Source organism: Tessaracoccus pujii (assembly GCF_055326215.1).
Genome location: NZ_JBUZNP010000005.1, coordinates 273,802 through 294,440, shown reverse-complemented (window position 1 = coordinate 294,440; position 20,639 = coordinate 273,802). Strand labels below are relative to the sequence as shown.

The 20,639-nt window shown below is 70.5% G+C and carries 22 protein-coding genes; 9 read left to right on the top strand and 13 right to left on the bottom strand.

All coding sequences use genetic code 11. The features are described from left to right. Positions 1 to 18: 18 nt before the first annotated feature. The gene (locus tag ACZK5N_RS09725) at positions 19 to 1,221 is read left to right on the top strand and encodes a Dyp-type peroxidase (protein ID WP_459019085.1); all 1,203 of its coding nucleotides are present in this window, start codon (positions 19 to 21) and stop codon (positions 1,219 to 1,221) included. A 2-nt stretch (positions 1,222 to 1,223) separates the two neighbouring features. On the opposite strand, the gene ACZK5N_RS09720 is transcribed toward ACZK5N_RS09725, so the two are convergent. Genes ACZK5N_RS09720 through glmS form a run of 3 tightly spaced genes read right to left on the bottom strand, consistent with a single transcriptional unit; the run spans position 1,224 to position 4,812 of the window. Continuing rightward, positions 1,224 to 2,609, bottom strand: coding sequence for an NAD(P)H-hydrate epimerase (locus tag ACZK5N_RS09720; protein WP_459019084.1), 1,386 nt, complete (start codon positions 2,607 to 2,609; stop codon positions 1,224 to 1,226). Beyond that, a complete protein-coding gene (locus ACZK5N_RS09715; RefSeq protein WP_459019083.1) occupies positions 2,606 to 2,956 on the bottom strand; it encodes a holo-ACP synthase in 351 nt (116 codons plus the stop codon). Before ACZK5N_RS09715 ends, ACZK5N_RS09720 begins: the two co-directional genes overlap by 4 nt. Before the next feature lie 23 nt (positions 2,957 to 2,979). Next, positions 2,980 to 4,812, bottom strand: coding sequence for a glutamine--fructose-6-phosphate transaminase (isomerizing) (gene glmS, locus ACZK5N_RS09710; RefSeq protein ID WP_459019082.1), 1,833 nt, complete (start codon positions 4,810 to 4,812; stop codon positions 2,980 to 2,982). A gap of 84 nt (positions 4,813 to 4,896) precedes the next feature. Between glmS and coaA the strand changes: the two genes are divergently transcribed. Then, entirely contained in the window at positions 4,897 to 5,871 is a 975-nt protein-coding gene (coaA, locus tag ACZK5N_RS09705; RefSeq protein ID WP_459020356.1) for a type I pantothenate kinase, read from the top strand. A 22-nt stretch (positions 5,872 to 5,893) separates the two neighbouring features. Next, positions 5,894 to 7,333, top strand: a complete 1,440-nt coding sequence (locus tag ACZK5N_RS09700) for an aminopeptidase P family protein (RefSeq protein ID WP_459019081.1) — start codon at positions 5,894 to 5,896, stop codon at positions 7,331 to 7,333. Positions 7,334 to 7,336: 3 nt separating this feature from the next. On the opposite strand, the gene ACZK5N_RS09695 is transcribed toward ACZK5N_RS09700, so the two are convergent. The 4 genes from ACZK5N_RS09695 to ACZK5N_RS09680 are packed head-to-tail and all read right to left on the bottom strand — an operon-like array spanning position 7,337 to position 10,231. Beyond that, positions 7,337 to 8,161 carry an alpha/beta fold hydrolase gene (locus ACZK5N_RS09695; protein ID WP_459019080.1) on the bottom strand — a complete coding sequence of 275 codons (825 nt, stop codon included), beginning with the start codon at positions 8,159 to 8,161 and terminating at the stop codon, positions 7,337 to 7,339. Between the two features lie 47 nt (positions 8,162 to 8,208). Continuing rightward, positions 8,209 to 8,829: a class I SAM-dependent methyltransferase gene (locus ACZK5N_RS09690; protein ID WP_459019079.1), complete on the bottom strand. Its 621-nt coding sequence runs from the start codon at positions 8,827 to 8,829 to the stop codon at positions 8,209 to 8,211. Next, positions 8,826 to 9,320: a YflT domain-containing protein gene (locus tag ACZK5N_RS09685; protein WP_459019078.1), complete on the bottom strand. Its 495-nt coding sequence runs from the start codon at positions 9,318 to 9,320 to the stop codon at positions 8,826 to 8,828. Before ACZK5N_RS09685 ends, ACZK5N_RS09690 begins: the two co-directional genes overlap by 4 nt. After that, positions 9,317 to 10,231 (bottom strand): HpcH/HpaI aldolase/citrate lyase family protein, encoded by a 915-nt coding sequence (locus ACZK5N_RS09680; RefSeq protein ID WP_459019077.1) that lies wholly within the window; start codon positions 10,229 to 10,231, stop codon positions 9,317 to 9,319. Before ACZK5N_RS09680 ends, ACZK5N_RS09685 begins: the two co-directional genes overlap by 4 nt. A 28-nt stretch (positions 10,232 to 10,259) precedes the next feature. Between ACZK5N_RS09680 and ACZK5N_RS09675 the strand changes: the two genes are divergently transcribed. The 4 genes from ACZK5N_RS09675 (at position 10,260) to ACZK5N_RS09660 (ending at position 13,666) form a co-directional block, all read left to right on the top strand. After that, a complete protein-coding gene (locus tag ACZK5N_RS09675) occupies positions 10,260 to 11,546 on the top strand; it encodes a magnesium transporter MgtE N-terminal domain-containing protein (RefSeq protein WP_459019076.1) in 1,287 nt (428 codons plus the stop codon). Next, positions 11,539 to 12,057: a DUF1003 domain-containing protein gene (locus ACZK5N_RS09670; RefSeq protein ID WP_459019075.1), complete on the top strand. Its 519-nt coding sequence runs from the start codon at positions 11,539 to 11,541 to the stop codon at positions 12,055 to 12,057. The genes ACZK5N_RS09675 and ACZK5N_RS09670 overlap by 8 nt, the downstream gene beginning before the upstream one ends. After that, positions 12,054 to 12,443, top strand: coding sequence for a hypothetical protein (locus tag ACZK5N_RS09665; RefSeq protein WP_459019074.1), 390 nt, complete (start codon positions 12,054 to 12,056; stop codon positions 12,441 to 12,443). The genes ACZK5N_RS09670 and ACZK5N_RS09665 overlap by 4 nt, the downstream gene beginning before the upstream one ends. A 68-nt stretch (positions 12,444 to 12,511) precedes the next feature. Next, entirely contained in the window at positions 12,512 to 13,666 is a 1,155-nt protein-coding gene (locus tag ACZK5N_RS09660) for an Mrp/NBP35 family ATP-binding protein (RefSeq protein ID WP_459020355.1), read from the top strand. 4 nt (positions 13,667 to 13,670) lie between these two features. On the opposite strand, the gene ACZK5N_RS09655 is transcribed toward ACZK5N_RS09660, so the two are convergent. The 5 genes from ACZK5N_RS09655 to ACZK5N_RS09635 form a co-directional block, all read right to left on the bottom strand. Further along, on the bottom strand, positions 13,671 to 14,024 hold the full coding sequence (locus ACZK5N_RS09655) for a Sec-independent protein translocase subunit TatB (RefSeq protein ID WP_459020354.1): 354 nt from the start codon (positions 14,022 to 14,024) through the stop codon (positions 13,671 to 13,673). A gap of 82 nt (positions 14,025 to 14,106) precedes the next feature. After that, on the bottom strand, positions 14,107 to 15,525 hold the full coding sequence (locus tag ACZK5N_RS09650; protein WP_459019073.1) for a zf-HC2 domain-containing protein: 1,419 nt from the start codon (positions 15,523 to 15,525) through the stop codon (positions 14,107 to 14,109). 6 nt (positions 15,526 to 15,531) lie between these two features. After that, a complete protein-coding gene (sigE, locus tag ACZK5N_RS09645) occupies positions 15,532 to 16,113 on the bottom strand; it encodes an RNA polymerase sigma factor SigE (RefSeq protein ID WP_459020353.1) in 582 nt (193 codons plus the stop codon). 115 nt (positions 16,114 to 16,228) lie between these two features. Then, positions 16,229 to 17,128, bottom strand: a complete 900-nt coding sequence (gene dapA, locus ACZK5N_RS09640; protein ID WP_459019072.1) for a 4-hydroxy-tetrahydrodipicolinate synthase — start codon at positions 17,126 to 17,128, stop codon at positions 16,229 to 16,231. After that, positions 17,128 to 17,349 carry a biotin/lipoyl-binding carrier protein gene (locus ACZK5N_RS09635; RefSeq protein WP_459019071.1) on the bottom strand — a complete coding sequence of 74 codons (222 nt, stop codon included), beginning with the start codon at positions 17,347 to 17,349 and terminating at the stop codon, positions 17,128 to 17,130. Before ACZK5N_RS09635 ends, dapA begins: the two co-directional genes overlap by 1 nt. Positions 17,350 to 17,382: 33 nt before the next feature. Between ACZK5N_RS09635 and ACZK5N_RS09630 the strand changes: the two genes are divergently transcribed. After that, positions 17,383 to 18,036, top strand: coding sequence for an O-methyltransferase (locus tag ACZK5N_RS09630; RefSeq protein ID WP_459019070.1), 654 nt, complete (start codon positions 17,383 to 17,385; stop codon positions 18,034 to 18,036). 58 nt (positions 18,037 to 18,094) lie between these two features. Here ACZK5N_RS09630 and glgC read toward each other — a convergent pair whose 3' ends face one another. Further along, a complete protein-coding gene (glgC, locus tag ACZK5N_RS09625; RefSeq protein WP_459019069.1) occupies positions 18,095 to 19,321 on the bottom strand; it encodes a glucose-1-phosphate adenylyltransferase in 1,227 nt (408 codons plus the stop codon). Between the two features lie 96 nt (positions 19,322 to 19,417). On the opposite strand from glgC, the gene glgA reads away from it, so the two are divergent. Continuing rightward, positions 19,418 to 20,599: a glycogen synthase gene (glgA, locus tag ACZK5N_RS09620; protein WP_459020352.1), complete on the top strand. Its 1,182-nt coding sequence runs from the start codon at positions 19,418 to 19,420 to the stop codon at positions 20,597 to 20,599. The last annotated feature ends 40 nt before the right edge of the window (positions 20,600 to 20,639 follow it).

The following is a 20,639-nucleotide window of genomic DNA, read 5'->3' as shown; positions in this document are numbered from 1 at the left end:
AGGGGTAGAATCCACGCCATGTCCAGCCCCCAGGTCAGCCGTCGCGGCGTGTTCGGCTATGCCGGAGCCGCGGCCCTCGGCGGCGCGGCCGGCGTGGCAGCAGGCCGGGCGTCAGGCGACGCCGGCGTGGAACCGTTCACGCCGTCGGCCTCCGGGCAGACCCACTCCGCGCACGGGGAGCACCAGGCCGGCATAGTCACGCCCAAGCCGGCCGTAGGCGAGTTGGTGGCCTTCGACCTCCTGCCCGGGACGGACCGCGCCGCCCTCGGCCGCTTCATGCGGGTGTGGAGCTCTGACATCGCGGCCCTGATGGCGGGACGGCCGGCCCCCGGGGACTTCGCGCCGGACCTGGCCCAGGCCGGCGTCTCCCTCACCATCCTCGTCGGCCTCGGCCCGGGCGTCTTCGCGCTCGACGGCCTCGCGGCGCTGCGTCCGGCGGGGTTCCAGGACATCCCGCCGATGGACCACGACAAGCTGCAGGAGCGCTGGACGGGCGGTGACGTGCTCGCCTGGGTCTCGGCGGACGACGCCACCACCGTCGCCCACGCGGTCCGCCGGCTCGCCGCCGACGCCGCACCGTTCGCCACCCGGCGGTGGACCCAGCACGGCTCCTGGCGTCCGGTGGACGGAGCCGGTCGCCGCGTCACGGGCCGGAATCTGTTCGGTCAGGTCGACGGCACCGCCAACCCCACCGACGAGGCCCTCACCGCCGCCGTGTTCTCCGGCGACGGCTGGCTCGCCGGAGGCACCCAGCTGGTCATCCGGCGGATAGAGATGGACCTGGACCGGTGGGATGACGCCACGCGGGATCGTCAGGAGCAGTCCGTGGGGCGGCGGCTCAGCACCGGGGCGCCCCTCACCGGTGAAGCCGAGCACGACTCCCCGGACCTCGGTGCCGTTGTCGACGGGGTGCCCGTCATCGCAGCGGACGCGCACTCCCGGGTGGCTCATCCGTCGCAGAACTCCGGCCGCACCATGCTGCGCCGCGGCCTCAACTACACCCACGAGGAGTGGGTCGACGGGGTGCAGACCACCTCGTCGGGTCTCCTGTTCACGGCCTTCCAGGCCAACATCGCCGAGCAGTTCATCCCCGTGCAACGCATGCTGGATCAGGGGGACGCGCTCAACGAGTGGACCACGGCCATCGGCTCGGCCGTCTTCGCCGTGCCGCCGGGATTCCAGTCCGACGGGTGGCTCGCCGAGGGCCTGCTGGGAGCCTGACCTCAGCGGCCCACCAGCTCCGCCACCACGGCCGGCAGCTGCGCCGCCACCTCCTCGGGAGTGTACGGCCCCGGGTTCCGCGCCGCCGTCAGGGCCTGGACGCTGGCGCCCACCACCCCCGCCTTCCACGCCGGCAACCCCGCCGCGAGCAGGGCCCCGCAGATCCCGGCGAGCACGTCGCCGGACCCCGCCTGCGCCGTCCAGCCCGGCCCGGCCACCGCGACCGTCACCCTCCCCGACGGCTCCGCGACATACTGCGTCGCGCCCTTGAGAAGCACCGCGGCGCCGGTGCGGCGGGCCACCTCCCGCACGCAGGTCAGCGGCTCCGTCTCGACGTGGGCCCGCGTGCAGCCGAGCATCCGCGCCAGCTCCCCCGCGTGCGGCGTGAGGAGCCACCCGTCGAGCCGGCCCCTGGGCAGCGAGGTGAGCGCGTCGGCGTCAGCCACCGTCGGCACCGCGTGGAGGCCGGCGTTGGCCACCCGGCCCTCCGTGCCCTCGCCGTCGCCCCATCCCGAGCCCACCACCATGGCCTGGGCGCGCCCCTCCCCGATCACGACGCTGGGGAACCGGGACAGGATCAGGCCCGAGGCCACGCGGCCGGTGTAGCGCACCATGCCGGCCCCGGCGTGCAGGGCACCGGAGACGCCGAGGATGGCCGCGCCCTGGTACTGCTCCGAGCCGGTATCGATCATCACCACGCCGCGGGAGTACTTGTCCGACGTCGACGAAGGCACCGGCCACCACCGGGCCACGTCCGCGGCCTCGGCCTGCCGCAGCGTGTCCGTGGCCACCTCGACCCCGATGTCCACGACGTGGAGTCGGCCGCAGCGCGTCGCCGCCGGCTCCATCACGTGGCACGGCTTCAGGGCCGCGAACGTGACGGTGTGGGCCGCGGTGAAACTGGGGTGGAGCGCACCGGAGTCCGCGTCGAGCCCGCTGGGCAGGTCCACCGACACCACGGGGACGCCCAGGGCCTCGCAGGCGACCGCGAGCGTCGCGACGGCAGGGGGCAGCCCGGCCCGGGACCCGAGGCCGGTGAGTGCATCGACGACCAGCGCGCAGTCGGTGAGGAGATCGACGGCGGCCACCGCGTCCACCTCCTGACAGCCGGCGCCGCGGGCCGCCGCGAGACCGCCGTCGTGCGCGGAGCCCGACGCGAGCCACAGGTACACCGGCCTCTGCCCGGCCAGCAGCGCGGCCGCATAGAGCCCGTCGCCACCGTTGTTGCCCGGACCCGCGACCACCAGCACGGGACCATCGGCCGCCACCGCGGCCGCCACCCGCGCCACCTCCGCGGCCGCACGCCCCATGAGGTCGACGCCCGGTTCCGCGGCGAAGACCCGCTCCTCGGCTGAGCGCATCTGGGCGGCCGTGACAACGGGTCTCATGCCTCGCACACCACCATCGCGGTGGCGAAGCCCCCGTCGTGACTGATCGAGAGGTGGATGTGCCGGATGCCCAGCGCCTCGACCCTGGCCGCGACCGAGCCCGAGCTGAGGAAGGCGGGGTCCCCGTCGGCGTTCTTGATCACCTCACAGTCCAGCCAGCGCATGCCGCCGGGCGAGCCCAGCGCCTTGGCGAACGCCTCCTTCGCGGCGAAGCGGGCGGCCTGGGACTCGATGGACAGCATCCGCTCGGCCTGGGTGAGCAGCCGCTCATCCAGGCCGGGGCGGCGCTCCAGCATGTCCCTGAACCGCTCGATGACGCACAGGTCTGTCCCGATGCCGACGATCATGGCGCCACTCTAGGAGCAGTGGGCTACTCGACGGTGACGGACTTGGCCAGATTTCGAGGCTGATCCACGTCGTGGCCCTGCAGGGTGGCAAGCTCGCAGGCGAACAGCTGCAGGGGGATGATCGCGGCGACCGGCTGCAACAGGGTAGACAGCTTGGGCAGCTCGATGAACACCGCTGCCGCGGCGCGCGCCTCCTCGTCGTCGCCCTCGGCGAGCACGATGGTCTTGGCGCCCCGGGCGCGCACCTCGGCGATGTTGGACACCACCTTGTCGCGCAGCTGGTCGCGGCCGCGCGGCGGCACCACCACGAACACAGGCAGGTCCTTGCGGATGAGCGCGATGGGCCCGTGCTTGAGCTCGCCGGCGGCGAAGCCCTCGGCGTGGATGTAGGCGAGCTCCTTGAGCTTGAGCGCGCCTTCCAGCGCCACCGGGTACCCCACGTGGCGGCCGAGGAACAGCACCGACGGCTCGTCGACGAACTCCCGGGCGAGGTCCAGGACCTGCTGCTGGTTGTCGAGCATGCCCTGGATGGCAGCGGGCATCCGCTCCAGCTCGGCGAGCAGTGCGCCGATCTCGTCGCCGTATTTCATGCCGCGCACCTGCGCGAGGTAGAGCCCCAGCAGGTAGCAGGCCACCAGCTGTGTGGTGAAGCCCTTGGTGGAGGCCACGCCGATCTCGGGGCCGGCGTGGGTGTAGATCACGGCGTCGGACTCCCGCGGGATCGTGGCGCCGTTGGTGTTGCAGATCGCGATGACCTTGGCGCCCTGTTCCCGGGCGTGCCGGATGGCCATCAGCGTGTCCGCGGTCTCGCCGGACTGGGAGATGGTGACCACCAGCGTCATCGGGTCGATGATGGGGTCCCGGTAGCGGAACTCGGAGGCCACCTCCACCTCGCAGGGGATGCGGGTCCAGTGCTCGATGGCGTACTTGGCCACCAGGCCGGCGTAGAACGCGGTACCGCAGGCCACGATGACGATCTTGTTGATCCGGCGCAGCGTCTCGGGGCTGATCCGGATCTCGTCGAGAATCAGCTCACCGCGCTCGTTGAGGCGCCCCAGCAGCGTGTCCGCCACCGCGCGGGGCTGTTCGAAGATCTCCTTGCGCATGAACCAGTCGAAACCCTGTTTCTGGGCGGCCTCGAGGTCCCAGTCCACGTGGAACTCCTTCGTCTCGGCGGGGGCGCCGTCGAAGGTGGTGACGGTCACGCCGTCGCGGGTGAGTTCGACGATCTGGTCCTGCCCCAGTTCGACGGCGTCGCGCGTGTAGGCGATGAAGGCGGCGACGTCCGAGGCGAGGAAGTACTCGCCCTCGCCCACTCCGACCACGAGGGGGGAGTTGCGTCGTGCCGCCACGATGCGGTCCGGGTCCTGCGCGTCGAGGGCCACCAGGGTGAAGGCGCCCTCGAGGCGCGCGACCACCGTGCGCATGGCGTCGAGCAGATCGGCGCCGCCGTCGAGCTCCTTGCGCAGCAGGTGTGCGGCCACCTCGGAATCGGTCTCCGATGAGAACTCGACGCCCGGGAGTTCCTCGCGCAACTGGCGGTGGTTCTCGATGATGCCGTTGTGCACGATCGCCACGCGGTCGGCGACGTGCGGGTGGGAGTTCTGGTCCGTCGGCGCGCCATGGGTGGCCCACCGGGTGTGGCCGATGGCCACCTGGCTCGAGGGCAGCGGCCGCTCCTGGATGGCCGCCTCCAGGTTGGCGATCTTGCCCGCCTTCTTGCGCCACTCGACGCGGCCCTCGCTCGGCAGGGCCACGCCCGCCGAGTCGTACCCGCGGTACTCCAGGCGGCGCAGGCCGCTCAGCACCACGTCGAGTCCGTCACGATGTCCGACATATCCCACGATTCCACACACGCCGAAAACCGTACATGATGATTGCGCACTTCTTGACATCTGCCCCGGGGGCGGTTCCCACCGGCCGATACGGCCGGGTGGCCGCTGTTACGATGGCCGCCGAGAAACCCCCACGAAGGAGTGACGGTGACCGGACCGTTCGTCACGCTGGAGCGCCACGCCTGGGCGGCACTGGCAGACGCCACGCAGATCGACCTCGACGAGGCCACGCTGGCGCGGCTCCGCGGCATCGGGGACCCCACGTCGTCGCACGACATCTCGGAGGTCTACCTCCCCCTCACTCAGCTTCTTCACCTCTACATGGAGAACACGGGGCGGCTGTACGCGCAGAGCAACGGGTTCCTCGGACTCGACGTGGCACGGACGCCGTTCGTCATCGCGGTGGCAGGGTCGGTCGCCGTCGGGAAGTCGACGGTGTCGCGGCTGCTCCAGGAGCTGCTCAGCCGGGCGCCGGGTCACCCCAAGGTGGACCTCATCACCACAGACGGCTTCCTCTACCCCAACGCGGAACTCGAGCGTCGCGGCCTGGTGCAGCGAAAGGGATTCCCGGAGTCCTACAACCGTCGAGCGCTGCTCGAGTTCATCGTCGAAGTGAAGTCCGGGGCTGCGCGCGTTCTGGCGCCGGTGTACAGCCACCTCAGCTACGACATCCTCCCTGGCGAGTTCATCGCCGTCGAGAGCCCCGACATCCTCATCATCGAGGGTCTCAACGTGCTGCAGCCGGCCCGCGTGGAGGCGGACGGGCGCCCGGGCCTGGCGGTCAGCGACTTCTTCGACTTCTCCGTGTTCGTCGACGCTGAGGAGGCACACATCCGGCAGTGGTTCATCGAGCGCTTCCTCACGCTCCGGCAGACGGCGTTCAGCGACGAGCGCAGCTACTTCCGGCGCTACGCCGACCTCTCCGACGAGGAGGCCACGCAGTTCGGCGAGCAGATCTGGGAAGCCATCAACGGCCCCAACCTGCGCCACAACATCGCCCCCACCCGGGACCGGGCCACCGCGATCCTCGCCAAGGACGAGACGCACGCCGTGGACTCCATCATGATCCGCAAGGTCTGAGCGGGCACGTAGAGTTGGCGCCATGACCGAGGCGCGAGACAGCAACGAGAGCAGGCGGGACCCGTACTCCGAGGAGTTCAAGGCTTTCATCGTGAGCGACTGGGCGCCCTATCCCGAGGCGCTGCCCGAGACGCTGCCCGCCGTCGCGTACGCCCGTGCCCGCCGCGCTCGCCTCGCCGAACAGGTGGCCGCCACCACCCTCGTCATCCCCGCGGGGCCGCTCAAGCAGCGCTCCAACGACACGGACTACCGCTTCCGTCCCCACAGCGCCTTCGCCTACTACACCGGCCTCGGCGAGGACCGGGAGGCGGATGCGGTGCTGGTACTGGCCGGTGGGGAGCCCACGCTGTTCTTCCGCCCGCCGGCGCCCCGCACGGACCGCGAGTTCTATGCGGACCCGCGATACGGCGAGATGTGGGTGGGCAGGCGCGACACGCTCGACCAGATGTCCGCCGCCACCGGTCTCCCCTGCCGCGACATCCGCGGCCTCGAGGCGGCGCTCCGCGAGGCGGCGGCACCGCTGGCGGTGATCCGCGAGGCGGACCCCGCGGTCACCAAGCTCGTGGACGACGCCCGGACCGACGACGGCGCGGACGCGGACGCGGAGCTTGCCCGCGCGGCCTCAGAGGCCAGGTTCATCAAGGACGAGTTCGAGGTGGCCGAGCTGAGGCGCGCATGCGCCGCCACCGCCGTCGGCTTCGAGGCCGTGGCCCGGGAACTGCCGCGCGCGGTCGAGCTCGGGCGCGGGGAGCGATGGGTCGAGGGCATCTTCGAGCTGCACGCGCGCCACCTGGGCAACGCCGTCGGCTACGACACCATCTCGGCCGGCGGAGACCACGCCAACACGCTGCACTGGATCCGCAACGACGGCGAACTCCGCGACGGCGACCTCCTCCTGCTCGACGCGGGGGTGGAGGTCAACAGCCTCTACACCGCGGACGTGACCCGCACGCTGCCGGTCAACGGCCGGTTCACCGCGCCCCAGCGGCGCGTCTACGAGGCAGTGCTGGCCGCCCAGAGCGCCGGCATCGCCGCCTGCCGCGACGGCGCCCTCTTCGCCGATGTACACAAGGCCGCCGTCACGGTCCTGGCGGAGTTCTTCGAGGAGCTCGGAATCCTGCCGGTCAGCGCCGCCGAATCCATCCAGGTGCAGGGCGGACACCACCGCCGCTGGATGGTGCACGGCACCAGCCACCACCTGGGGCTGGACGTGCACGACTGCGCGCACGCCCGCGCCGAGCAGTATCGGTTGGGCACGCTGCGCGCCGGCATGGTCATCACGGTGGAGCCCGGGATCTACTTCAAGTCCACCGATCTCCTGGTGCCCGAGGAGTACCGGGGCATCGGGGTGCGCATCGAGGACGACATCCTCATCACCGACGCGGACCCGGTCAACCTCTCCGAGGCCCTCCCCCGGACGGCCGACGACGTGGAGCGTTGGCTCGCCCGGAGCCGAGGCTGATCCTCAGTCCGCGGACTCGGAGACCACCTTCGACGTCTGGCCGCGTGACACGAGCCCGCGGATGATGCGGGCCACGTCCGCCGGCCGCGCGACCGTCACCTGGTGCGCCGCCTCGGGCACGACGTGAAGCTCGCCGCGCTGCACGGTCTCCGCCACCAGTTCGACGTTGGCGATCGGGGTGGAGGCGTCGCGCTCACCCGCCACCATGACCACCGGGATGGTGATGTAGGGCAGGTCATCGCGCACGTCGTGCACGGCCAACGCCCGGCACAGCTGCGCGTAGGAGTGGTCATCGGCCACCGAGAGTCCCTCCATGACCGCGCTCACGACCGCCGGCTGCTGCGCGCGGAACATCGGCGTGAACCACCGTCTGGTGGTCTCGTCCACGAGCTGCTGCGTGCCGGTGGCCTCCACCTGGTCCGCGCGCTCCAGCCACCTTGCCGGCTCGCCGACCGTGGCCGCCGAAGCCACCACCACGACGCCGGAGAATGTCTTGTCGTAGTCACGGGCGACGTGCAGCGCGACGGCGCCCGAGATGGACAACCCGGCGAAGTACACGGGCACGTCGGCACCGATCTCCGCCCGCACCTCGGCCGCGACCTTCGCGACACCCGCCGCCAAGGTGTCGAGGGTGGGTTCGTCCGCGTCATCCCAGACCGCACCGAGGCCGGTGCCGGGCAGGTCGACGAAGACGATGCGGGCGTCGTCGATGAGGTGGGCCGCGACGGGGGTCCACTGGTGGGCGGCGTTACCCCCCAGGCTGGGTCCGACCAGCACCACGCGCTCGGCCGCGCTGGTGGGGTTGTAGGTGGTCCAGTTCAGATCCATCACGTCTCCTTGACACAGCTGTTGCTGCACAACCTACCCGAGCCCTCTCAGCTCCGCAGGCCCAGGACCTGCACCACTGAGGCCAGGCCCTGGTGCGCCATCCCTTCGAAGATCCGACGCTCCACCAGCCGCACGTCGGGGCGCCACCCGTCCCACTCGTCGACGGCGTCCCCGCGGGTCATCAGGCGGTCCGGTTCCGTGGGCCCGCCGCTGCCGAGGGCGGGCTGGGCCGGGGTGAAGGCTTCCAGTATCAGCACCGCACCGGGGGCGGCCTGCCGGGTGGCGGTGCGGGCGACGCGGCGCCGGAGGGCCGAGGGGAGGTGGGCGGAGATGGCCACCACCGCGTCCCAGGAACGCTCCGGATCCGGATGCTCCACCCAGTCCGCGAGGTCCACCTGCCACGTCTCGACGGCGACGCCCCGCTCCTGCGCGAGGCCACGCGCCTTGCCGAGACCGACGGCCGAGAAGTCCAGGCTCACCACGTCGTGGCCGCGTTCGGCCAGCCACACGCCGTTGCGGCCCTCGCCGTCGCCCAGGCACAGCACGCGCGACGCCGGCCTCAGCAGGCGCGACTGGGACTTGAGGAAGTCGTTGGGGCGGTAGCCGTAGACGAAGCCGGGGTGGGAGTAGTGGCGGTCCCACTCCTCCGCGGTGAGGGGTTCGCTCACTCGAACAGGGCGGCGCGGGCGCCGGGGCGCTCGGACAGCATGTCGCGGGCCTGCTGGGCCACCTTGTGCTCGGCCAGCACCTCGTAGCTGGTGGCCACCGTGATCCGGGCCGAGTTGAAGTCGCGTTTGCCGCCGGTGAGGGAGTGCGCGAGGAGCCGGGCCAGGATCCCGAACGCCACGCCCATCGCGAGCCCGACGTAGAGCATCGCGAAGTTGCCGTTGCCGACGAACAGCATCAGCATGACACCGACGAACAGACCGGTGGTCAGTCCGGACAGGGCGCCCTCGCCGAGCACCGTCGCCCAGGTGCGCCGCCCGGTGACCCGCTCCAGCAGCTTGAGGTTGGTTCCCACGATGAGCAGGTTCTCGACGGGGAACTTCTCGTCGGCCAGGAAGTCGACCGCCCCCTGCGCCTCCTCGTAGGTGCCGAACTGCGCCACGTGCTGCGGGTAGTTCAGCTGCATCAGCTTGGTGCTCATAGGCTCGGTCATCTGCTCCTCCGTACGCGGGCCACAATGGCCTTCGCCAAGCTTACGCCCGCCTCGTCGACCATCTCCCCGCCGGACATGACCGCCCCCACGCCCGCCTCCCCCGCCCGAGTCGCTGCCGCCAGCATGGCGTCGGCACGAGCGAGCGCCCGTTCGGTGGGGGTGAACGCATCGTTGCCCGCCTCGATCTGGGCGGGGTGCAGCACCCACTTGCCGTCATAGCCGAGGGCGGCCGCGCGCGCCGCCGACGCCCGGAAACCGTCCAGGTCGTGCACCGCGACGAAGGGGCCGTCGACGACCTGGAGCCCGCGGGCCCTGGCCGCGACGAGGATCCTGGCGTAGACGTGGTGCAGCGGGTCACCGGGGTAGCTCTCCGCCAGCACTCCCACCTGCAGCGCCGGCAGGCCGAGCGAGGCCATCATGTCGCCTGGGCCCAGGTGCAGGGCCTCCAGGCGTGGGCTGGAGGCGGCGATCTCGTCGATGCGGGTGAGGGCGACGGCGTCCTCGATGAGCGCCTCGATGCCGATCCTGCCCACCGGCAGGGCATGGGTGCGTTCGAGCTGGGTGAGGAGGAGGTCCAGCGCCTCGACGTGGCCCGGCGAGGTGACCTTGGGCAGGAGCACGGTGTCCAGCCGCCCGCCGGCGGCGCCCACCACGTCGATCACGTCGCGGTGCGTCCACGCGGTGGCCCAGCCGTTGACCCGCACCGACACCGTCGGCGCCAGCCACGTGAGCGTGCGCAGCGCCTCCGCGGCGCCGTCACGGGCCTCCTGCTTCGCCGAGGCGGCCACCCCGTCCTCGAGATCGAGGAACACCTGGTCCGCCCCCAACGACACGGACCGTGCGATGAACTTCGCGCTGGATGCTGGAACGGACAGCACGGTGCGCCGGGCTCGTGCGAGGCGGTGGGTCATCGTCGTCCCTAACGGCTAGATTTGGCCTATGGTCGCCAAAGATACGCAGGTCTTCATCTCGCGCGTCATCGGCCTCCCCCTCGTCGACTCCGCCGGGGATCAGGTGGGGCGGGTGAAGGACGTGGTGTGCTACCTGCGCACCGACGGCCGCGCCCCCAGGGTGAAGGGGTTCGTCGCAGAACTGTTCGCCCGCGCGCGCATCTTCGTGCCCATGATCCGCGTGCATGACATCACGTCCAACCAGGTGGCCATCACCGGGCAGGTGGACGCCCGTCGGTTCCAGCGCCGCGAGGCCGAACTTCTCGTCGCGGGGGACCTGTTCGACCGCAGCATCGAACGCTCGGGCCCCACTCGCATCCTCGACGTTTCCATGCACATGGTGCGCAACCGCGAGTGGGAGCTGGACACGGTGGCGCTTCGCTCGGCCGCCGGTGCCGGGCGGTTCGGCTTCGGCAGCCGCAGCGCCCCCCAGCTGGTGTCCTGGCGCGAGATCCCGGACCTCATCCTCACGAGCGGACGCACCGCGGCCCACTTCATCGCCGAGTTCTCGGAGATGAAGCCGGCTGACGTGGCCAAGGAACTCCACGACCTGGAGCCGGAGTCACTGGCCGCCGTCGTCGACGCGCTGGACGACGAGACGCTGGCCGAGGCCATCGAAGAATTGCCCGAGGACGAGCAGATCGACATCATCTCGGCCCTGGACGTGGAGCGCGCCGCGGACGTGCTCGCGGAGATGGACCCCGACGACGCCGCCGACCTCCTCCGGGACCTCCCCGCGGACGTGGCCGAGGAGCTGCTGCAGCGGATGGAGCCGGAGGAGTCGGCTGACGTGCGCCGCCTCCTCGTCTACGAGGAGTTCACCGCCGGCGGCATGATGACCCCGGAACCGATCGTCCTGGACACGGACGCCACCGTCGCCCAGGCCCTGGCGTACGCCCGGGAACAGTCACTGACGCCCGCCCTGGCCTCCATGGTGTTCGTCACCCGCCCACCGCTCGAGACGCCCACAGGCCGCTATGTGGGCGCCGCGCACCTCCAGCGCCTCCTCCGCGAGCCACCCACGACGCTGGTGGCCACCCTCCTGGACCAGGATCTGGAGCCGCTCGCGCCAGGGGACCCGCTGGCACAGGTGAGCCGCTTCTTCGCCACCTACAACCTGGTGGTGGCGCCGGTGGTCAACGCCGCGCAACACCTGGTGGGGGCGGTCACCGTCGACGACGTGCTGGACCACATGCTGCCCGATGACTGGCGCGGCGACCAGATGGACGAGGTGGAGGCCTCGGACCTCGAGGGCGCCGAGGTGAGCCATGGCTGAGCGCAACCCGCTGTCCCAGCCCGGCCGGCGCAGCTGGCTGCCGAAGCTGTCGGTGGACTCGGACACGTTCGGAAGCTTCGCCGAGAGCTTCGCCCGGTTCATGGGCACCGCCAAGTTCCTCGTCTACATGACGGTCTTCGTCATCATCTGGGTGAGCATCAACATGGTGGGCCTGTTCGGCCTCAAGTGGGACCCCTATCCCTTCATTCTGCTCAACCTCTTCTTCTCCACTCAGGCTTCGTACTCGGCGCCGCTGATCCTGCTGGCGCAGAACCGCCAGGAGGTGCGCGACAAGCTGAGCCTCGACGAGGACCGGCGGATCGCCGCCCAGTCCCGGGCGGACATGGACTTCCTGGCCCGGGAGATCGCGGCCATCCGCATGCATCTGGGCGAGCTGGCCACGCGCGACTTCGTCCGCGGCGAGCTGCGCGGCGAGCTGCGGGACCTGACGGACCGCCTCGATCGCGCAACGCTCGAGCGCGGCGTCATGGACCCTGAGGGCACCAGGTGAGCGGCCCTGCCGAGGCGCATCCCGACGACGTGGCGGAGATCGCGGGGCCCGGCCCCGCGGAGGTGCGCTGGTTCGGCGTCGTCCTCCTGGTGGGCCACCTCGCCCTGACGGTGTTGGGCGCCGCGGCACTCTGGCGGATCGCCGGCGGGTGGTGGCTGGGCGCGGTCGTCGCGGCGCTGTTCGTGCTGGGATACGTGGCACTGTGGCGCGGTGTGCTCGCCCCCGGCGCCCACACCCGGCTGGGCTACCGTGAGCGGCTCACCGTGGCACTGGTTCTGGGGCCCGCCGTCGTGGTGCTCGGGAGCCTGGCCGGCCTGTGGCTCCCTGCCCTGATGGCCACCATCGTCGTGATCCTCGGCGACGCTCTCAACGAGCGGTCCCGCTGACCCACCGGGAGACCCTCCTCGGGTATCCGTAGACTGGCACTGCCCCCTACCCGCTGAAAGTCAAGGACATCGTGACCGAACACCCCCTGCTGCCCCACGTCCGCGCCGCCCTCCATGAGGTGGAGGACCCGGAGATCCGTCGCCCCATCACGGACCTCGGCATGGTGGACGACGTCAGCGTGTCGGACCTGGGCGCGGTGCACGTGCGCGTCCTGCTGACCGTGGTGGGCTGCCCCATGCGCTCAGAGATCACGACCCGCGTGACGGCCGCGGTGTCCGCGGTGGACGGAGTCACCTCCGTCACCGTCGACCTGGGCGTCATGGACGACGAGCAGCGCGGCGCCATGCGCACCATGCTGCGCGGCGGCCAGAAGGAGCGGGTCATCCAGTTCGCGCAGCCCGGCAACCTCACCCGCGTCATCGCCGTGGCCTCCGGCAAGGGAGGCGTCGGCAAGTCCTCCGTCACGGTCAACCTGGCGCTGGCGCTGGCCGCCCAGGGCCGCTCCGTCGGCATCCTCGACGCGGACATCTACGGCCACTCCATCCCGGACCTCCTGGGTCTCGGGGACGCCCGCCCCACCGTCGTCGACGACATGATCATGCCCGTGCCCTCCATCGGCGGCCTCAAGGTGATCTCCATCGGCATGCTGAAGCCGTCGCGGGACCAGGTGGTGGCGTGGCGCGGGCCAATCCTGGACCGGGCGCTCACGCAGCTCCTGGCGGACGTGTACTGGGGTGACCTGGACTACCTGCTGATCGACCTGCCGCCCGGCACGGGCGACGTGGCGATGTCCCTGGGGCAGAAGATCCCCAGCTCCGAGGTGATCGTGGTCACCACGCCGCAGACGGCCGCCTCGGAGGTGGCCGAGCGCGCCGGCACCATGGCGCACATCATGGAACAGCGGGTCCTTGGCGTGGTGGAGAACATGAGTTGGATGGAGACGGTGTGCCCGCACTGCTCGGAGCCGCACCGGATGGAGCTGTTCGGCTCCGGCGGCGGCACCCTGGTGGCGGAGGCCCTCACCGACCGGCTCGTCTACGAGGTGCCGCTGCTTGCCCAGGTGCCCTTCGACGAAACCCTGCTGGCGGGCGGAGACACCGGGCGCCCCATCGTGGACACCCACCCGGCCCACCCCGCCGCACAGGCGATGGTGCGGCTGGCCCACGAGGTGGCGTCGCGCCGGAGGGGCCTGCTGGGGACGAGGTTGCCGCTGTCCACCTGACCGGTCAGGTGGCCTCGGGGTCGAACGGGGAGATGAGCACGGGAGCCGGCAGCGCAGGCTGTTCCTTGACGGCCTCGATGGCCTCCCCCGCCGTCTTCTCCACGTCCCGGGTGGACTGCTTGAGGGAGGCCTGCGCGTCCTGCAGCTCGCGGCGGGCGTCGTCGATGAGGGCCACCTCTTCGCGCATGTGCTTGGCGATGAAGGTCTTGGGGTGGAGATCGCGCAGCTCTATGTCCGCATAGTCCGGCCCCAGTTCGGTGCGCAGCGTGGACTTGGCGTTGTTGGCGATGTCCCGCAAATACACAAACACCCTCGCCGCTTTCCGCGAATACTCCGGAAGCCTCTCAGGGCCGAACATGACGACGGCCAGCACGAGGATGAGGACCAGGTCTACCGCGTCGATGCCGAACACAGGGCTAGGGTACCGCCTCTCGGCGGCGTCACCGCACGCCGGCAAGCCGGGCGAACCCGGCGGCCGCACGGTCCAGCAGCGTCGTCTCGGCGGGCTTCTCGGCGGGCAGGTGGCCGGAGATGGAGGCGATCAGCCCCTGGGTGCCGTTGGTGGCCACCGAGACGACGGCGGGCCCCGCCTGCCACACGCTCACCGTGGGGAGGCCCGACGCACGATCCGTGCGTGAGGTGACGCCGCCGGCCAGGACGCCCTCCGTCCACCCCACCACCGCGGTCTCGATGCCGTCGGAGTAGACGAGATTCATCGAGGCGGCCCCGTGCCGCACGGAGGACGAATACGCCACCAGCGGGAGCCCGGCCACCTCCTGCGGGCAGGTGGGCAGACCGACGCACCAGCCGTCCGTGCCGCTGGCGGTCGCGGGCTGCAGAGCGATGAGCTGGGTCAGCGAATCATCCCGGAACCGGGCCGCACCGAGGGTCAGGGCGGTGTATCCGACGGCGATGGTCACCTCACCGGCGGTGTCATACCGCTCGGCCCACAGTAGGAGCCCTGTGGAGGCGTCCATCCACCAGCTCGCCACCGGGCCCGTGTCGTCCGCCGCGACGAGCCGGAGGGCGGCACGGCCGGCCACCTGCTCCGGCAGCCTCCCCTGCGTGAACGTCCAGCGGGTGGGGGCGGCGACGGGGCGGGCGGCGAACTCCGGCAGGAAGCTGGAGCTGAACATGTCGCCGCGCGCATCCATCACCTCGAGCTGCGCGCCCTGTCCTTCCACCTTCGTGGTGCGCACGTCCGCTGTGCGGTAGCGCCCGGCGCCGTCGGAGATCCAGACCCGTTGCACCCCGGTGAGGGTGAGGTCCGTCTCGGTGGAGGCGCGCAGGAGGGCGGCAGCGTGATCGCCGCCGAGCTCACTGCCGCCGTCAGGAGTGGCCCGCCTGTCGTAGCCGACGGACTCCCCGAGGTCCGCCCCGCGCTCGTGGGCCAGCAGCACGGCGCCGACGGCCTCCGTCACGCTGATGGCCGAACTGGACATGGAGTACTGCTCGCGGGCGGACTTCACGGGGTCGAGCAGGCGCACCGGCTCGGGCGCCACCAGCACGGCCAGCACCACGACGGAGACCATGACGGCCAGCAACGCGGCGCTGGACTGGGCCATCCGGCGGGTCCGGCGTCGACGAGCCGAGGGCAGATCCCCCGCACCGGCGGCCATGTAGAGGGGCGCCGCCGCGTGCTCACCGGCGATGGATTCCAGCTTGGCCGCCAACGTGTCCGGCGCGGCCGAGCGGCGGCAACTGCTGAGGGTGGTGCAGACCGAGGAGATGGCCGCCACATCGTCGCGGCAGGACCGGCACCCGGCGAGGTGATAGCTGACCTGCTCCCACCGTCGGGGCGCCAAGGTCCCATCGGCGAAGGCCGACAGGTCCGGACGGATGCGATCACAGCGAGGCACGGCGGCTCAGGACACTCCGAGGTACCTGTGGCGGCCTTCGCTTGGGGCGCGGTGCGCCAACGAGTCGCGCAGCGCGGCCCGGCCCCTGGCGATACGGCTGCGCACCGTGCCGAGCTTGATGTCGAGGACCGTGGCGATCTCCTCGTAGCTCAGCCCTTCGATGTCGCACAACACCACCGCGACCCGCTGTTCCGGGTTGAGGGAACGCAGGGCTGCGGAGACGTCCGCGTCCAGCTCGGCGTCGTCGTGCAGCTGCGCGGGGCTGCTGGCTGCGCCCCAGACGTGCTCCGGTGCCACGCTGAGCGCATCCATCCGGATCCGCTGGCGACGCCGGGCCTGATCGAGGAAGAGGTTGGTGGTGATGCGGTGGAGCCAGCCGTCGAGTGTGCCGGGCTGGAAGGTGTGGATGGACTTGAACACGCGGACGAAGACATCCTGCGTGAGATCCTCCGCGTCGTGCTGGTTTCCGGTCAGGCGGTAGGCGAGCCGGTAGACCTGAGCGGAGTGGTCACGGACCAGTTCCTGCCAGGTGGGCGCAGTCCACGTGGGCTCCTGGCCGGCCTTGGCCGCCTTGGTGCCTCCGAACATTGCTCGCCTCTCCATGACATCCAGCCTGACAGGTCTCCCTGTGCGGAGCCTGTGAACCCCACCCACGTGGCGGGGTGACTCCTAGAGTCAACGCCCGACCGGCCCGTTTTGTTCCCTACGCCTCGAAGCCGTGGTCCGTGAGCAGCGAGGTGTAGCGGGCCAGGACGTCGTCTGGCACCCGTCCCATGGGCGCGCGGCAGGGCCCGGCGTCGAATCCGCGCGCCGCCAGCGTCGCCTTGACCATCATGCAGCCCTGGGTGGCGAACACCCCCTGGAACGCGGGCAGGGCGAACTTGTTTGCCTGGATCGCCTGCTCCACGCGGCCGGCCAGGAAGTGTTCGATGATCTCGCGCATCGCCGGCGCCGTGAAGTGCGTCGAAGTGCCCACCACGCCCACGCCACCCACGGCGAGCAGCGGGAGGGTGAACGCGTCGTCCCCGGCGTAGTACGCCAGGTTGGTGCGGGACAGGACGGCCGAGGAGGACACGATGTTGGCCTTGGCGTCCTTGACCGCACGAATCTGCGGGTGCGCGTCCAGGCGGATCAACATGTCCTCGGGGATCGGGATCCCTGAGCGGTGGGGGATGTCGTAGAGCATCACCGGCAGGTCTGTCGCGTCTGCCACCGCGACGAAGTGGTCCTCCAGCGCGTCCGCCGGGGGACGCGAATAGTAGGGCGTCACCACCAGCACGCCGTCGACGCCCACGGACGCGGCCTGCTTCGCGAGCTCGACAGAGTGGGCGGTGGAGAAGGTGCCCACGCCTGCCACGACGCTGGCACGGTCCCCCACGGCCGTGACCACCGCATCGAGCACGGCCCGCTTCTCCTTGTCCGTGGTGGTGGGCGACTCCCCTGTGGTGCCGTTGACCACCAGCCCGTCGTTGCCGAGGTCATCGACGAGGTGCGCCGCCAACCGCGCCACCTGCGCATAGTCCACCTCGGACCCGTCGGCCGTGAAGGGGGTGACCATCGCCGTCAGGACGCGCCCGAAGACGGGCTGCATGTCGTCTGTCATCAATCCTCCGCGATGATCACAAGCGGGTCGTCCTCGTGGACCACGTCGCCCACACGGACGACGACCTCCGTGACGGTTCCCGGGACCCCGGCCAGCACCGGGATCTCCATCTTCAGGGTCTCGAGTACGACGACCGCGTCCTCCGCCCGGACCTGCTGGCCGGCCTCGACGGAGACCGAGAGCACCGTGGCGGCGATCTCGGCGTTGACGACGTGACTCATGCGCGTCATCTTACTGGCCAGTAGGCTGGGCGCGTGAACACGCCTGCAAGCCACCTCGAACCGCCCACCGCAGCCAGCTGGGAATTCGCCGAGGACCACGTGCCGCCCACCGCCGAGATCTCGGAGGCGCGCGACGAGGCCGTCATCGCCGGGCTCACCCCGGTGTCCCACGGCGTCCTCGCCCTGTTGAAGGTCCTCACCCGCGCCAGCGGGGCCAAGGCGGTGGTGGAGGTCGGCACGCTGATGGGCGGGTCCGGGCTCGCGTTCCTGGAGGCCATGGGTGATGAGGGGGTGGTCACCTCCATCGACGTCGAGGCGGACAACCAGCTCCCCGCCCGCAAGTTCTTCGCGGCGGGCGGCTTCTCGTCCTCACGGTTCCGCCTCATCGCGGGCTCTCCCATCGAGATCATGCCCAAGCTGCGCGACGGCGCCTACGACATCGTCTTCATCAACGGGGACAAGCTGGAGTACGTCGAGTACGTGGCCGGCTCGCTGCGTCTCCTGCGCCACGGGGGGCTCCTGATCGTCAACGACGCGTTGTGGCACAACGAGGTCGCGGACAACACCGTCGAATCAGACGAGTCCATCATCATCCGCGAGGCACTCGACGCCGTGTCGGCCAGCGAGTCCTATACGCAGGCGCTGCTGCCCGTCGGCAACGGACTCCTGGTGGCGGTCAAGGACTGAATGTCCGCACGTGATGCGGCCCCCACCCCGTCCGGGTGGGGGCCGCATCACGCAGGCGTCAGTCGTGCGGGACCACCTGGTCCTTGCCCACGATGGTGATCCCACCGTCGGAGACCACGAACCCGCGGGCCCTGTCGTGCTCGGGATCGACGCCGATCTGCACGCCGTCGGGCACCACCACGTGCTTGTCCAGGATGGCGCGGCGCACCACGGCGTTCTTGCCGATCTGCACGGAATCCATGAGGACCGACTCCGACACCTGCGCCCACTTGTCCACGCGCACGTTGGGGCTGAGCACCGTGCGGTCCACCTCTCCGCCGGAGATGATGCAGCCGTTGGTCACGATGGAGTCCTCAGCACGCCCACGGATGACGAACTTCGCCCCGGGGGCCTGGATCTGATCCGTCCAGATGGGCCAGTCGTAGTTGTACAGGTTGAACTCGGGCTCCACGCTGACCAGATCCATGTGCGCTTCGTGGTACGCGTCGATCGTCCCCACATCCCGCCAGTAGTTGACGTCCTTCTCGGTGGCGCCGGGCACGACGTTGTCCTGGAAGTCGTAGACCTGAGCAGAGCCCTGCTCGGTGAACCACGGGATGATGTCTCCGCCCATGTCGTGCCGGGCGGTGGGGTCCTCCGCGTCGGCGCGCAACGCCTCGACCAGCGCGTGGTGGCTGAACACGTAGTTACCCATGGACGCGAACGACTCGTCGGGCGACCCCGGCAGGCCGGGGGGATCGGCCGGCTTCTCCATGAAGCTCTTGATCTTCTTGTCCGCGGCGGCGTCGATGATGCCGAACGCCGACGCCTCGCTGCGCGGCACGCGGATGCCCGCGACCGTGGCACCCAGGCCGGAGTCGATGTGGGCGTCGATCATCTGCTCGACGTCCATGCGGTAGATGTTGTCCGCTCCGAACACGACGACGTAGTCCGGGTTCGCGTCACGGATCAGGTTGAGCGACTGGTAGATGGCGTCCGCGCTGCCCTGGTACCACCGCGGGCCGAGACGCTGCTGGGCGGGGACCGGCGCCACGTAGTTGCCCAGCATGGTGGAGAAGCGCCACGTCTTCGAGATGTGGCGGTCCAGCGAATGGGACTTGTACTGCGTCAGCACGGCGATCTGGCGCAGGTTGGAGTTGGCGAGATTGGACAGGACGAAATCGATGAGGCGATAGCTGCCGCCGAAGGGGACGGCCGGCTTGGCCCGGTCCGCGGTCAGCGGCATCAGCCGCTTCCCCTCACCGCCGGCAAGGACGATGGACAGGACTTTAGGGTGAGCAACCATGGCTTGAACCTATTGCCAATGAAGCCCGTCGACAGGGAAATCCACCAAATGTCCACCACGAGTCTCGGGCGGTTGTGACACGATGCCGTCATGACCATGAAGCTGTCCCTCCTGACCCGCGAATACCCCCCGACGATCTACGGCGGCGCCGGTGTCCACGTGGCCCAGCTGGTGCCACAGTTGCGCAAGCTGATCGACGTCGAGGTGCACTGCATGGGCGAACCCAGGGAGGGCGCGACGGCGCACGCCGAGGACTTCCCGCCGGGCGCCAACCCGGCCCTTCGCGTGCTGGGCGCGGACCTCTCGATGGCAGCCGCCGTCGGCGAGGTGGACATCCTGCACTCCCACACCTGGTACGCGAACATGGCCGGTCATCTGGCGGGCCTGATGCGCGGCATCCCGCACGTCGTGACCTCCCACTCGCTGGAGCCTCACCGTCCGTGGAAGGCCGAACAGCTGGGGGGCGGGTACCGTGTCTCGTCCTGGGCGGAGAAGACCGCCTACGAGGCCGCCGACGCGGTCATCTCCGTGAGTGAGGGCATGCGCCGCGACGTGCTGGAGAGCTACCCGAACCTGGATCCGGCGAAGGTGCACGTGGTCAAGAACGGCATCGACACCGACGAGTTCCGCCCGGATCACGGCACCGATGTGGTGACCGGTCTGGGCGTGGACCTGGGACGGCCGTCAGTGGTCTTCGTGGGGAGGATCACGCGCCAGAAGGGCCTGGTGCATCTGGTGCGCGCCGCCACCGAGTTCGATCCGGACACGCAGGTGGTCCTGCTGGCCGGTGCGCCGGACACCCCGGAGATCGCGGCCGAGTTCCAGGCCGCCTTCACCGAGCTGCAGGCGCAGCGCAGCGCCCCCGTCATCTGGGTCCAGGAGATGCTGCCGCGCGCCTCCGTGCGTCAGGTCCTCACCCACGCCACCGTGTTCGCCTGCCCCTCCGTCTACGAGCCGTTGGGCATCGTGAACCTGGAGGCCATGGCCTGCGAGACCCCCGTGGTGGCCAGCGCCGTCGGCGGAATCCCCGAGGTGGTCAACGACGGTGAGACGGGCCTCCTGGTGGCCTACGACCCCTCCCAGGCCGGGGACCCCGGGTTCGTCAAGGCGTTCGAGTCCGATTTCGCGGCCAAGGTCAACCGGCTCACGCGGGATCCGGGCCTCGCGAAGGAGTTCGGCCTGGCCGGGCGGCAGCGGTGCATCGACGAGTTCTCCTGGGCCCGGATCGCAGGGGAGACGGTGGCGGTCTACGAACGGGCCATCGGCGCCAGGGGCTAGACGACGCAGAAAGGGCCGCCCGGAAACGGGCGGCCCTTCT